This window comes from Rhizobium sp. CSW-27, from assembly GCF_018760785.1.
In the GTDB taxonomy this organism is placed as follows: domain Bacteria; phylum Pseudomonadota; class Alphaproteobacteria; order Rhizobiales; family Rhizobiaceae; genus Neorhizobium.
Map to the genome: position 1 here is coordinate 278264 of NZ_JAHHZO010000003.1, position 13518 is coordinate 291781.

Consider the following 13518-nt stretch of genomic DNA (forward strand, 5'->3'; position numbering starts at 1 on the left):
CTCCCTCAGAACAGTTTTGCAACGTCCGGATTGTGGAAACGCTGGATCTCGATCGCATAGCCGGCCGGGTCCTCGAAGAAGAAATGCTCGCAGAAGCGGCCGCGCAGCATGTCCGAGAGGCCGGGAACGCCCGCCGCCTTCAGCTTGGCATGCCAGCCCTCGACATCCTGCGCGACGATGGTCAGCAGAACGGCACTCTTCTCCTGATGCTTCAGGTGGCCGCGATTGCCATCGACGATGCCGAAATAGCATTGGCCGGCAATACGATAGATGCGCGCCATGCCCTGATCCAGGACCTGTTCGAAGCCGAGCACATCCTCATAGAAGGGCGCGACGGCCAGGATGTCGTCATAGTAGAAGAAGGTGATCGAATAGTCTTTCTGCATGGTGCGGTCCTTATCAGGCAATGGTCAGCGTGCCCTTGGCGTCGATTGCAAGCCCCCCGATGCCGGGGCGTGCGGCAAACACGTCGACGGGGTGGACGAGATAGAGCCAGGGCGGGTTGTCGTGCAGGCGCGTGAGGCAGCGCGCATAGGCGGCCTCGCGCGCCTCGTCCTCCACCGCCGCATTGGCGGCGGCAATCAGCGCTTCGGTTTCGGCATCGTCATAGCCCTGCCACCACACGGCGCGCGTGCGGCTGGAGATCTTGTCGTCAAGAATGCGGAAGGTGCTGTGCGGCGAGGAATCGAAGATCGCCATGTCGCCCATCTCCTTGCGGCCGATCTGGCGGGCATATTCGGGGCGGTCGTGCTCCGTCTCGATCTCGACCGTCAGACCGACGGCGGTCAGCGCATCCGCCACGTAACGGCTCACCTCCGGCGCGCGTTCCGGCATGAAGGTCGGCGTGCGCAGACGGATCGGGCCGGCGCTCGCAACGCCATCGATGAGGCGGCGCGCCTTGTCCGGATCATAGGGGATCGGCGCAAGGCCGGCCCGCCGGGCGCCCAGATGATGCGGGCTGACGATGGTGGAGGACGCAACGGCAAGCCCGTGAAAGATCTCGTCCGCCAGCCGCACCGTATCGACGGCATGGTTGACGGCAAGCCGTGCCGCCGGATCGCGGAACAGACCTTCGCTGCAGTTCAGGTAATACATCACCGACAGCGTGTTGACCGCCCTGCCCCACTGGAAGCGTTCGGAAAAATCGAGCCGCTGCTCGACGCGCTCGAGGTTCAGCGCGGCATCGACCTCCCCCGTCTTGAGCAGCGCAAGCCGTGCCTCGGCGCTCCTGCAGGCCCTGGCCACGATGCGGGCCGGGCCGGAACCGGCCGCAACCTTCTCCAGCACGGCGCTTTCGCCGGCGGAAAATTCCGCGACCCGGTAGCGCCCGGTGCCCAGGATCGCCCGGCCCGCGCCATCGAGGCGGCAGATGTAGAATTCGGAAAAGATGTCGAGAATATCGGCGAAGGGGCGCGGATTGCGGACCTCGACCACGCCGGGCGAGACGGCGCGGATCGTCGCCTCGGCCAGATAGCGCGCATAGGACCATTTCATGCCGAACGTATCGACCGCCTGCAGGATGCCGTCGATGAAGGCGAGCACGTCGTCGGCCGTGCAGGGCTTGCCGTCATGGAAGGTCGCGCCCTCGCGCAGCGTGAACTGCCACAGGCGCCCCCCCTCGGCATGCGACCAGCCGGAGAACAGCCCCGGGCGGGCAAAGCCATCCTGCCATTTCAGCAGCGGTTCGAAGACGAGGTTCTTCAGCGTCAGCACGCTGGTATCGTCGGTCACCCGCGTCGGCGGCAGGAAATCGACTTTCTCGAGCGCAAGGGTGAGGTCCGTCACGGGGGAAAAGTCCTAGTCGATGGCGTTGCGGCGGCGCGGGTTCATCCAGTCCGCCAGCGAATCGCCGATCAGGTTGAAGGCAAGCACGGCGAGCAGGATCGCCATGCCGGGGGCGAGCGCCACCCAGGCGGCGCTGCGCACATATTGCAGGTTGGCCGAGACATCCGCCCCCCATTCGGCCATGGGCGGCTGGGCGCCGAGACCGAGAAAGCCGAGGCTTGCCGTCTGCAGGATGGCGCTGCCGAGCGCAAGGGTGGATTGCACCAGAAGCGGCCCGAGGCCGTTGACGAGAATGTAGCGAAGCAGGATGCGCCGGCGCGACAGGCCGAGCGAGATCGCCGCCTCGACATAGGGCTTCACCGAAATGGTCAGCGCCTGGCTGCGCGCCACCCGGGCAAATTGCGGGGCAAGCGTGATGGCGACGGCCAGCATGGCGTTCTGCAGGCTGGGGCCGAAGGCGGCCGACAGCGCAATCGCCAGCACCAGCGCCGGGAAGGCCAGGATGGCATCCACCACGCGCATGATCACGCTGTCGAGCCAGCCGCCGGCAAAGCCCGCCAGCACGCCGAAGAACACGCCGACGGCAAAGGCGATCGCCACCACGCCGACGCCGATCGAAAGCGTCGCCTGCCCGCCATACATGATGCGGGTCAGCACATCGCGGCCAAAGGCATCGGTGCCCAGCCAGTGGCTTGTGCTCGGCGCTGCCAGCTTGTGCAGGATGTCGAGCCTGGTCGGCGAGTAGCTCGTCAGCCAAGGACCGACGGTGATGAGGCCGACCAGGAACAGCAGGATCACGAGGCCGACGACGGCGAGCGTATTGCGCTTGAGGAAGATCAGGAGTTCGTGCATGGCCTCACCCCATCTTCCGGCGCACGCGCGGATCCAGCACGCCATAGAGCAGGTCGACGACGATCGAGGTCAGCACGAAGAGAAGGGCAAAGACCAGCGTCGTGCCCTGGATGACCGGATAGTCACGGTTCTTGATCGCCTCGAACATGTAGCGGCCGATGCCCGGCCAGGCGAAGATGGTTTCGGTCAGGATCGCACCACCCAGCATTTCCGCGAATTTCAACCCGATGATGGTGACCGCCGGCAGCAGCGAATTGCGCAGGCCATGCTCCAGCACGACCTGTCGGTTGTGGAGGCCCTTGGCGCGGGCGGTGCGGATGAAATCCTCGCCCATCACGTCGAGCATGGTGTTGCGCACGAAGCGGCCAAGCGTCGCGGCGAGAAAGGCCGCCAGCACGGCGGTCGGCAGCACGAGATGGGCAAGGGCGCTCGCTACGCCCGCGAAATTGCCGGTGATCAGTGCATCGAGGACGGCAAAGCCGGTCACGGTCTCCACCGGCACATAGGGGCTGAGGCGGCCGGAGACCGGCAGCCAGCCGAGCCAGGTGCCGAAGGTGAGCTGCAGGATCAGTGCCAGCAGGAAGGCCGGCATCGAAACGCCGATCAGCGAGACGATGCGGGTGACATGGTCGAACAGGGAATTGGCGCGGGTGGCAGACAGCACGCCGAGCGGGATGCCGAACACCACCGCCACGATAACGGCGAGCACCGAAAGCTCGATAGTGGCCGGCAGCCGGGTGAGGATCTCATGCGCCACCGGCTGGCCCGTCTTCAGCGACACGCCGAAATCGCCGGTGAAGAGGCCGGCGACATATTGCCAGAACTGCAGGACGACCGGCTGGTCGAGGTTCATCTGGGCGCGCAGCGCCGCGATCTGCTCCGCCGTGGCGCCGGGTCCGAGCAGCGTGGTGGCGGGATCACCGGGAATGATCCTGACCAGCGAAAAGACGATGACCAGCACGATGCACATGACGGGGATCAGCGCGATCAGACGGCGTATGATGAAACTCGCCATGGCTCCTGTTCACTCCCTGGGGCCAGCCCGAACGACCACCCCTGCCGCCGGAGATGCGGGGGCGCGTCACCCTCGCCTGTCCGCCCGGCCCCTTCAGAACCGGCGGCCGCAGTCGGCCGCCGATCGCTCCGATCCGTTACTTCTTGTAGACCGACCAGTATTCGTTAAGCGGCGGCGCGCTGTTGATGACCAGGCCCTCCACATTGGCGCGGGCATAGACGATCAGCTTCGGGCTGAACAGATAGGCCCCGGGCACGCGCCTGGCGATCTCCTCCTGGATCTGGAAATAGAGCGCCTTGCGGGCTTCCATGTCCGGCGTCTGCTGCGCCTTGAGGATCAGGGCATCCAGATCCTTATCGGCCGGCATGCGGAAGGTCATCGCCGTGTTGGCGAGCGAGGAGAGATAGCCGATGGTGATGTGCGCGTCGGGATCGTTGTACCAGGGCTGACGGCCATCCAGCGCCACATCGAACTGGCCGGAAGTCTGCAGCGTGCGCAGCGCCGGAAATTCCGTCTGCTCGATGGTGGCGTTGATGCCGATATCAGCCAGGTTCGCCTGCACGAAGGTGGCGACAGCACCCCACAGCGGGCCCTGGAAGCTGTAGAGCTTGAGGTTGATGCTGGCGGGGTCGACACCGGCTTCGGCAAGCAGCTTCTTCGCCAGTGCCGGATCATATTTCGGCGCCAGTTCCTTCATCTTCGGGTTGAAAGCCCAGCTGTTGGAGGTGAGCGGACCATAGACGCGCTCGGCCGTGCCGCCGAACACGCCCTGCAGCAGGCCGTCATAATCGATGGCATGGGCAATCGCCTCGCGGGCCTTCACATTGGCGAAGGGGCCATCGGTCTTGCTGTTGTTGAATTCCAGCTGGCGGATGATCTGACTGGAAGTCTCGATGACCTTCACGTCCCTGTTGGCCTTCAGCGCACCGATATCCTCTGCGGCAATAGCCGACAGCTGGCCCTGCTGCTGCACGATGTCGACGCCGCCGTTTTCCAGTTCCAGCCGGCGGGTGGAGGCGTCCGGTATGACGCGGTAGATGATCTGCTTCAGCTTCGGCGCGCCGCGGAAGTAATCCGGATTGGCCTCCAGCACCACATTGGTATCGGCCTGGGCGCTCTTGAAGGCGAAGGGGCCGGTGCCCACCGGATGCGAGGCGAACTTGTCGCCGTACTTCGCGACCGCCGCCGGGCTGACGACAGCCGATTGCGGCTGGGCGAGGATCGACAGGAAGGCCGGATAGGCGGCCGAGAGCGTGATCTTCAGCTCGGTCGGCGAAACGACGGTGATCTCCTTGATGAGATCGAAGGTGGCCTTCACGTAAGGATTGGCGGCCTTGGTGCGCTCCAGCGAGAATTTCACGGCAGCCGCATCAAACGGCGTGCCATCCTGGAACTTGACGCCCTCGCGCAGCTTGAAGTCAAAGACCTTGCCGTCCTCGGACACGGTCCAGCTCTTGGCGAGGCGTCCTTCGAGTTGGCTGAAGTCAGGCGCCGTCCAGGCGACCAGCGTGTCGAACACGTTGAGGATGATTTCGCTGCCGATCGGCTCAGCCTTGTTGGTGCCGGGCTCAAGGGCCACCGGGTCGGACGGAACCGCCACAACCAGCGTCTTCAGTTTGTCGACTTCCTGCGCATGCGCTGCCGTCCACATCAGCGGCATGGCCACCGTGGCCGCCGCAACTGCCTTCCAGATCGTCATGATTGACCCCTTCACCTTGTCTTTCAGCCGCATCCACCATGGGATCGCGGCCACTCCCTCTGTGATATACTACGAAATATATCATTCCGGCGGCCACTGTAAAGCCCGATGGCGCGCCTTTGATCACGCCGGTGACATGCCTAGAATTTATGCCTTTCTTCCATAGGGATGCGCACCGACAGCCACCGGTCGGGATGGATCATGCACCCATTGCGACCAGGAACCGGGATACATCGCCGCCTCTATGCCGATGGAGGCGAGCGCCAGCACCGAATGGGCGGCAGACATGCCGGCGCCGCAATAGACGCCGACCGGCCGTGACCCGTCCGCGCCGAGCGCCGCATAAAGTTCGACAAGCGTCGCGGCATCGGTGAAATTGCCGTAATCGGTCACATTGTCGGGTGCGGGCGCACTCAGCGCGCCCGGAATATGGCCGCGCGGCGCAGCGCCCGGCGCAACCGGCCCACCGATGTAATTCGGGCGGATGCGCGCATCGAGCAGCACACCCTCCCTGACCATCGCCAAGGCACCCTCGGCATCGAGTTCCGGCATGTGGCCAGGCGAGAGCCTGATCGCGCTCGGCACCGGCGGCGTGAGGACCGCATGCTGGTCGCGCACAACCGGAAGGCCGGCGGCGAGCCAGGCGGGAAGCCCGCCATCCAGCACCCGCACATCCGGCAGGCCCGCCCATTTCAGCACCCACCAGGCGCGCGCCGCCGTCATGCTGCGATCACCGTCATAGATCACGATGGTGCTTTCAGGCCGCAGCCCCCAGGCGCGCGCCTTCTCCTGCAACACGGCAATATCCGGCAACGGCCGCTGCCCGCCCTCCGGCGAGGCCGGCGCCTGAAAGTCGGCATAGGCCTCAGTCCGGATAGCGCCCTCGATCCGCTCGCCGGAAAAGGCCGGGCGGCCGGTATAGGGATTGATGGAATCGACCGCGAGCAGCGTCACATCCGCCCCCACCTGCCGCAAGGCCTGCAACTGCTGCGGCGTCAACAGCACGCGCGCCCGCACCGCCTCCGCCGTCTCATCCGCCCGCACCGCATCGCTGACCACACCCGTCATCACACACACCCTGTCTGCCATGGAAGAGACTAGCGTCTATGAGGCATGGGCGCTTGGCAAGCAGAAATATATTACGTGGTATCTCAGGAAAATTCTGCCTTGACGGGTGGGGATGGGAGGATGGTTTGGCGCAGGACGTGGCGTCAGGACCGCATCAGGCGGGCATGCGGTGACTGGGGCGCCGGCATAGAGCCAAGCGCGATCCGGGACGCTGCGATGTGGGACACGAAGCACGGGCCGACCCGTCATCCATGTTAAGTCGAGGGGGTCATAGGGAACGATAACCGTTTATAAGCACCCCTCACAACGTCAACCCCGGCCGAGCATTGCTGATCAGCGCGGCCAGCAGGCCGGTGCGGGTGTTCTCGTTGTGCTCCACCATGGCTTGGCGCGCCTTTTCGCTGTCGCGGGCGCGCAGGTGGGCGAGGATACGGTGGTGGTCGTCGGTGGTTTCAGGATTGATGTCGCGCATGCGGGTGCCCATGTAGAAAAGTCGTGCGCACTCCTCCAGATGGCTCATCACCAGCGCGTGCAGGCGCGGATTGCGGGAGCCCTGGGCGATCATTGAGTGGAACTGTTCGTTGCGGGCCACGAAGGTGCGGGTGCTCACCTCCTCGCCCATCACGTAGCTGGAATCAGCCAGCTCATCCAGCTGGTCGAGCTCGGCCACCGTGAGGTTTTCCGCCGCGAGCGCCGCCGCCGTGCCTTCCAGAACGCCGCGCACGGCAAACAGGTCGTTCATGTCCTTGATGGTGACTGGGGTGACCCGGTAGCCGCGGCGCGGATAGGCTTCCATGAAGCCTTCGACGCAGAGCCGGCCCAGCGCCTCGCGCACCGGCGTCTTGCTCATCTGCAGCCGCTCGGCCAGTTCCGGCTCCGACACCTCGGCGCCGGGCGCCAGATCGCCGGTGATGATTCGCTCGCGCAGGATGGCATAAGCCTGCTCCGTCAGCGATCTGCCGCGCTTCTCGGTCACTGCCTCTGCTCGATCCATGTCCGTCACATGCGTCTCCTGCGCCTGGCTGAAGCCTTTGGCCCGGCGCTTCTTGTTGCGGTTCGTCGCCTGAATTGTCAAAGGCTTTCCATGCCGGCGCGGCAGCCTGCGCTTGCGGGAGGGACTTTGACACGGCTCCACCGTCTGATATACCACGTGGTATATCTAATCCAGTCCAGGAAGGCGGCAGGGCCGCCGAGGTGCCGATTGTCGCAGATCCTTGTCATCAACCCCAACAGTTCCGTTTCCGTCACCCGCTCGATGGAAGCCTGCCTCCAGCCGGTCATCGCCGCAACCCGGCATGAAATCTTCTGCACGGAACTGAAGAAATCGCCACCCGGCATCGAGACCGATGAACATGTGGCGGAGGTCATCCCGCATGTGCTGGATGCGGTACGGACCTCCGATGCGGACGCCTTCGTGCTGGCCTGCTTTTCCGATCCCGGCATTGCCGAGGTGCGGGCGGCCACCCGCCGGCCTGTCGCCGGCATTGCCGAATCGGCCTACCTGGCGGCCCTCGGGCTCGGCCGCCGCTTCGGCATCATCTCGCTCGGCCCCTCCTCCATCGCCCGCCATCTGCGCTATCTGAAAGCGCTCGATCTCGATCACCGCCTCGCCGGCGACCGTTCCATCGACATGACCGTTGTGCAGCTGATGACAACCGACGTGGTGGAAACGGTGGCCCGCACCGGTCGCCTGCTGCGCGACGAGGACAAGGCGGATGTCGTCATCCTCGGCTGCGCCGGCCTCGGTTCCTATCGCGCTGCCCTGCAGGAGGCGCTCGGCCTGCCGGTGGTCGATCCGGTCCAGGCGGGCGTTGCGCTCGCCGCCACCCATCTCGATCTGTCCTACGGGAGATGACAGCATGACCTTCGATCTGATTGTTCGCGGCACCGCCGTCCTGCCGGACGGACCGCTGGAAAAGGCCTGGATCGCCGTGTCGGACGGTCGCATTGCCGCGATCGGCACGGGCGAGGCGCCTCCGGCGCATACGCTGCACGATGCGGGCGACGGCCTGATCCTGCCCGGCATCATCGACGGCCAGACGCATGCCTGCAGCTATGGCGGCCTGCCCGGCATCCGTTCCACCACCCGTTCGGCGGTGGCGGGCGGTATCACCACCATCGTCGACATGCCCTATGACAATCCCGCCCCTCTCAACACGGCGGAACGGCTCGCCGAGAAGGTGGAGGCGATCCACGGCCATGCGCATGCGCATGTGGCGCTCTACGGCACCATTCTGCCCGGCCAGGCGCCGGACGATGTGCAGCCGCTGATCGATGGCGGCGTGGTGGCCTTCAAGATCTCCACCTTCGAAAGCAGCCCGACGCGCTTTCCGCGCATCGCCTCCGACCAGATCCTCGGCCTCTTCTCGGCGCTGGCCGACAGCGTGCTGCCGCTTGGCGTGCACAACGAGGACCAGGAGATCGTGCGTGCCTATATCGCCGCCGCCAGGGCGACCGGCCAGAACGGCATCGAGGCGCATTCGGCAAGCCGTCCGCCGGCGGCGGAACTGGCCGCCACCGCCCAGTTCCTGGAGCTTGGCGCCAGCGCCGGCGCGCATGCGCATATCGTGCATCTGACGACAGCGCGCGGCTTCCAGCTGGTCGACAACTATCTGGCCGATGGCTTCCGCGCCACCGGCGAGCTTTGCGTCCACTATCTCTGGTTCGACCCGGAGCAGGACGGAAAGGCGCTTGGCGCGCGCATGAAGGTCAACCCGCCGATCCGGCCGGGACAGATCGATGCGCTGTGGGAGGAAATCCTCGCCGGCCGCGTCGCCTTCGTCAGCTCGGACCATTCCAGCTGGCCGATCGACAACAAGCTGACCGATTCCATCTTCGATGCGGGCGCGGGCGTGCCGGGGCTGGAAACGCTGCTGCCGGCCTTCTTCACCGCCGCCGAGGCGCGCGGCCTCGATGCCCCGGCGCTCACCGTCGAACAGCTGTGCGAGCGCCCGGCAAAATTCTTCGGCCTGTGGCCGCAGAAGGGCGCAATCCGCGTCGGCGCCGATGCGGATCTCACCGTCATTGCCCGCACGCCGAAGGTCTGGGATTCGGCGCGCGCCCATGACGAGCTGCGCTGGAGCCCGTTCGACGGGCGCACCTTCTCGATCACCGTTGCCCGCACCTATCTCGAAGGACGGCTTGCCTTCGACGGGCAGGATGTCGTCAATAACCCCGGCGACGGCCGCTATGTGCGCCGCGGGCAATCCCACTGGTTCGAATAGGAGAAGGTCATGGTGCAGATCACCGCAGAGACCAAGGGCGTCTTCGTCATCGCCGTCACGCCGTTCACGGAAACGGGCGCACTCGATCACGACAGCATCGACCGCATGGTCGATTTCTACATGGACAAGGGCGCCGATGGCCTGACCATTCTCGGCATGATGGGCGAGGCACCGAAGCTGACCCAGGCCGAATCGATCGAGGTGACGCGCCGCACGCTCGCGCGCGCCGGGGCCAAACCGGTCGTCGTCGGCGTCTCCGCCCCGGGCCTTGCCGCGATCGGCGAACTGACGAAGGCAGTGATGGATCTCGGCGCCGCGGGCGTCATGGTGGCGCCCCCCTCGTCGCTGCGCACCGACGATCAGATCATCGGCTATTATCGCAACGTTGTGGAGACGGTCGGCACGGATGTGCCGGTGGTGCTGCAGGATTTTCCGCTCGTCACCAATGTGCAGATTTCGACGAAAGCGCTCGGCGCCATCTTCGAGGAGCATGCCTCCATCGTCATGCTGAAGCATGAGGACTGGCCGGGCCTGCAGAAGATCAGCGAGCTGCGGCAGGCGGAAGCCAAGGGACGCCGCCGCGTCTCCATCCTCTGCGGCAATGCCGGCGCCTTCCTGACGGAAGAAATGCAGCGCGGCGCCGATGGCGCGATGACCGGTTTTGCCTATCCGGAAATGATGACAGATGTCGTGCGCCTCAGCGTCGCCGGCGAGATCGACCGGGCGCAGGATGTGTTCGATGCCTATCTGCCGCTGGTGCGCTACGAGCAGCAGCCGGGCGTTGGCCTTGCGGTGCGCAAATACGTGCTTGCCAGGCGCGGCGCGATTGCGAACGCAGCCCAGCGCCGTCCGGGCGCGGCGCTCAATGCGGCCGCCATTGCCGAAGTAGAGCGCCTGATCGCCCGCCAGACCCGCCGCCTGGAGGCGCTCGCCTGATGGATCTCGGCATTTCCGGAAAGACCGCGCTGGTTCTCGGCGCAAGCCGCGGCCTGGGTGCTGCCATTGCCGCAGCGCTCGCCGCCGAAGGCGTCATCGTCTATGCCGCGGCCCGCACGGTATCCTCCATCCCCGCCTCGGAGAACATCCGGCCGGTCGCGGTGGATCTCGCCGATCCCGCCTCGGTGGACGCCCTGATCGAGACGGTCCGGGCGATGGGCGGCGTCGATATCCTCGTCAACAACAGCGGCGGCCCGAAGGCGGGTCCGGCGCTCGGCCAGAGCAGGGCGGCCTGGAGCGGCGCCTTCGAGATGATGGCAAGCGCGCTGTTTGCCATCACCGATGCGCTGCTGCCGGCCATGATCGAGCGGCAATGGGGCCGCATCATCACCATCGGCTCCTCCGGCATCGAACAGCCGATCGCCAATCTGGCGCTGTCGAACGGCGTGCGCGCGGCCATCGCCGGCTGGTCGAAGACGCTGGCCGGCGAGGTGGCCCGCCACGGCATCACCGTCAACATGATCCTGCCCGGCCGCATCGATACCGACCGGGTGCGTGAACTCGACACCATCAAGGCCGGCAATACGGGTGCCAGCGTGGACGCCGTGCAGGCTGCCTCGCGCGCCGAAATCCCCGCCGGCCGCTATGGCCGCCCGGAGGAATTTGCCGCGGCAGCGGCATTCCTTGCCAGCGCCCAGGCAAGCTATATCACCGGCTCCAGCCTTCGTGTGGACGGCGGAATGATCAGGGGGCTTTGAACCATGACCGATTTCGATGCGGTGATCGATCGCCGGGGCACCGGCAGTTCCAAGTGGAGCCGCTATGGCGACGACGTGCTGCCCATGTGGGTGGCCGATATGGATTTTCCGGCAGCCCCGGAAATCGTCGCGGCGCTGCAGGCCCGGCTCGCCCATCCCGTTCTGGGCTACGGCGTGGCGCGCGATGAACTGCGCGCCGTCATCGTCGCCGACATGGCGGAAAAATACGGCTGGTCGATCACGCCGGAGGATATCGTCTTCCTGCCGGGCGTCGAGCCGGGCTTCAACATGGCGCTGAAGGCGATGACGGAGCCGGGCGACGCCGTTCTGGTGCAGACGCCGATCTACCGGCCGATCCTGAATGCCCCCGGCCACTGGGGGCTGATCCGGCGCGAGGCGGAACTGACACCGTCGGTCAGCGGCTGGGCCATGGACGAAGCGGGTTTTGCCGCGGACATGGCGACCTCGAAGGCGCTGCTGTTCTGCAATCCGCACAACCCGACCGGCAAGGTGTTTGCCCGCGCCGAACTGGAAACCATCGCGGCGCTGGCCGCCTGGCACGACACGATCATCATCTCCGACGAGATCCACTGCGATCTCCTGTTCGACGGGCGCCGTCACGTGCCGATTGCCACCGTTTCTCAAGAGGCGCGGCAGCGCACCATCACCTTGATGGCGGCCAGCAAGACCTACAATGTCGCCGGTCTTAAGACCGCCTTCGCGATCATCGAGAACCGGGCGATCCGCGAAACGTTCTCCGCCTCGCGCCTCGGCATGGTCGACAGCGTCAACATTCTGGGGCTTGAGGCAAGCCTTGCCGCCTTCTCGAAGGCCGGCGCCTGGAAGGCACAGCTTCTTTCCTATCTCGAAGCCAACCGCGACTTTCTGATGGCGGAACTGGCCCGCCGCTTTCCGCAGATCCGTTGCCTGGCCCCGGAAGGCACCTTCCTCGCCTGGCTGGATTGCAGTGCGCTGAACCTTGAGGGCGATGCGCAGAGCTTCTTCCTGGAGCGCGGCAAGGTGGCCTTCAGCGCCGGTCACGAATTCGGTGCGGCCTACGGCTCCTTCATCCGGCTGAACTTCGGTTGCCCGCGTGCGCTCCTCGAAGAGGGACTGGCGCGGATGGAACGGGCGCTCGCAACCCGGTGACCCCTGTTTCGCGCGGTGGGAGGTCTCACCGCGCGAAACAGCATTTTCCGGCAAGACCCGGCACATTATATTGGCTAGTCGCAGTGCTTTGCGACGGGAAGTGCCATGGGAAGCAATGAAAGCTCGGATTTCATCCGCGAGGCGGACAACCGGCAGGTCTTTGCCGCGCAGTTGCAGCGTGGCCGTTTTTCAGCAGCCCGTATCTCCGTTGGCGTGCCGGCCGAGGAGAGGCTGACCGATCCGCATGCGCTGGAAGATGCCTTTCCTGATTGCCTACCAGAACCGCGACTATGATGGCGATCTGTGGGTGGATGGCACGCATGTGCCGACGCAGACGATGCCGGGCGGCAGTTTCACCTTCTATGACTACCGGCGTCAGTGGCAGGCCAATCTCCGGTCGGAGTTCGACTGCCTGAACTTCCATATACCAAGGTCGCTGATCAACGGGCTGCTGGAAGAGGATGACGGAACCGCGGTGGAGACTTTGGTGCTGGCTCCCGGGCAGAACGTCTTTGACCTGACGCTGACCTCCCTCAGCCAGGCCATGCTCGCTGCTGTCGGTCAGGGGCAGGGCGTCAGCCCCTTGCTGCTCGACCAGATCGCGCTTGCCTTCTGCACGCATCTCGCCTCGACCTATGGAAACCGCGTGCAACGCGCTTTCGCCGCAAGCCGCCTTGCCCCATGGCAGGAGCGACTGGCGCTGGAGTTCCTCGCCGCCAGCGACGATGACGGCCTGTCCATCAAGGCGGCGGCGGAACAGTGCCGCCTGTCGCAGACCTATTTCGTGCGGGCCTTCCGCCGCTCCTTCGACATGACGCCACATCAGTGGCTGATGCGGCGACGGCTGGAAGCTGCACAGGATCTCCTGAAGACCACGATGCTGCCGGTCTCCGAGATTGCCAGGCTGAGCGGCTTCTCGGATGCGGCCTATTTCTCCCGCCTGTTCCAGGCGCGCGTCGGGTTCTCGCCGCGGGAGTTCCGGCGCCGTCTTCGCGAATGAACCGTCGAGGGGGCTGCGTTGCAGCGCTTCCG

The 13518-nt window shown here is 65.5% G+C and carries 14 protein-coding genes; 7 read left to right on the plus strand and 7 right to left on the minus strand.

Annotated features, from left to right (window positions below):
• Positions 1 to 5: 5 nt before the first annotated feature.
• The 7 genes from KLP42_RS07965 to KLP42_RS07995 all read right to left on the minus strand — a co-directional run bounded on the left by KLP42_RS07965 (position 6) and on the right by KLP42_RS07995 (position 7494).
• Entirely contained in the window at positions 6 to 386 is a 381-nt protein-coding gene (locus KLP42_RS07965; protein ID WP_215565679.1) for a VOC family protein, read from the minus strand.
• Between the two features lie 13 nt (positions 387 to 399).
• Positions 400 to 1785 (minus strand): ABC transporter substrate-binding protein, encoded by a 1386-nt coding sequence (locus KLP42_RS07970; RefSeq protein WP_215565680.1) that lies wholly within the window; start codon positions 1783 to 1785, stop codon positions 400 to 402.
• A 12-nt stretch (positions 1786 to 1797) separates the two neighbouring features.
• Entirely contained in the window at positions 1798 to 2637 is an 840-nt protein-coding gene (locus tag KLP42_RS07975; RefSeq protein WP_149747227.1) for an ABC transporter permease, read from the minus strand.
• A 4-nt stretch (positions 2638 to 2641) separates the two neighbouring features.
• Positions 2642 to 3652, minus strand: coding sequence for an ABC transporter permease (locus tag KLP42_RS07980; protein WP_215565681.1), 1011 nt, complete (start codon positions 3650 to 3652; stop codon positions 2642 to 2644).
• Positions 3653 to 3788: 136 nt separating this feature from the next.
• Positions 3789 to 5351, minus strand: a complete 1563-nt coding sequence (locus KLP42_RS07985; protein WP_215565682.1) for an ABC transporter substrate-binding protein — start codon at positions 5349 to 5351, stop codon at positions 3789 to 3791.
• A gap of 147 nt (positions 5352 to 5498) precedes the next feature.
• Entirely contained in the window at positions 5499 to 6419 is a 921-nt protein-coding gene (locus KLP42_RS07990; protein ID WP_215565683.1) for a sulfurtransferase, read from the minus strand.
• A 301-nt stretch (positions 6420 to 6720) separates the two neighbouring features.
• On the minus strand, positions 6721 to 7494 hold the full coding sequence (locus KLP42_RS07995) for a GntR family transcriptional regulator (protein WP_252192840.1): 774 nt from the start codon (positions 7492 to 7494) through the stop codon (positions 6721 to 6723).
• Between the two features lie 126 nt (positions 7495 to 7620).
• On the opposite strand from KLP42_RS07995, the gene KLP42_RS08000 reads away from it, so the two are divergent.
• The 7 genes from KLP42_RS08000 to KLP42_RS08030 all read left to right on the plus strand — a co-directional run bounded on the left by KLP42_RS08000 (position 7621) and on the right by KLP42_RS08030 (position 13486).
• The gene (locus KLP42_RS08000) at positions 7621 to 8274 is read left to right on the plus strand and encodes an aspartate/glutamate racemase family protein (protein WP_215565684.1); all 654 of its coding nucleotides are present in this window, start codon (positions 7621 to 7623) and stop codon (positions 8272 to 8274) included.
• Positions 8275 to 8278: 4 nt separating this feature from the next.
• A complete protein-coding gene (locus KLP42_RS08005) occupies positions 8279 to 9643 on the plus strand; it encodes a dihydroorotase (protein ID WP_215565685.1) in 1365 nt (454 codons plus the stop codon).
• 9 nt (positions 9644 to 9652) lie between these two features.
• Complete coding sequence (locus KLP42_RS08010; protein ID WP_215565686.1) at positions 9653 to 10579, plus strand: dihydrodipicolinate synthase family protein; 927 nt, start codon at positions 9653 to 9655, stop codon at positions 10577 to 10579.
• Positions 10579 to 11337, plus strand: a complete 759-nt coding sequence (locus KLP42_RS08015) for an SDR family oxidoreductase (RefSeq protein WP_215565687.1) — start codon at positions 10579 to 10581, stop codon at positions 11335 to 11337. Before KLP42_RS08010 ends, KLP42_RS08015 begins: the two co-directional genes overlap by 1 nt.
• A gap of 3 nt (positions 11338 to 11340) precedes the next feature.
• Entirely contained in the window at positions 11341 to 12486 is a 1146-nt protein-coding gene (locus KLP42_RS08020) for a MalY/PatB family protein (protein ID WP_215565688.1), read from the plus strand.
• A 105-nt stretch (positions 12487 to 12591) separates the two neighbouring features.
• Positions 12592 to 12780 (plus strand): hypothetical protein, encoded by a 189-nt coding sequence (locus KLP42_RS08025; protein ID WP_215565689.1) that lies wholly within the window; start codon positions 12592 to 12594, stop codon positions 12778 to 12780.
• Positions 12731 to 13486: an AraC family transcriptional regulator gene (locus KLP42_RS08030; RefSeq protein ID WP_215565690.1), complete on the plus strand. Its 756-nt coding sequence runs from the start codon at positions 12731 to 12733 to the stop codon at positions 13484 to 13486. The genes KLP42_RS08025 and KLP42_RS08030 overlap by 50 nt, the downstream gene beginning before the upstream one ends.
• Positions 13487 to 13518 lie beyond the last annotated feature (32 nt).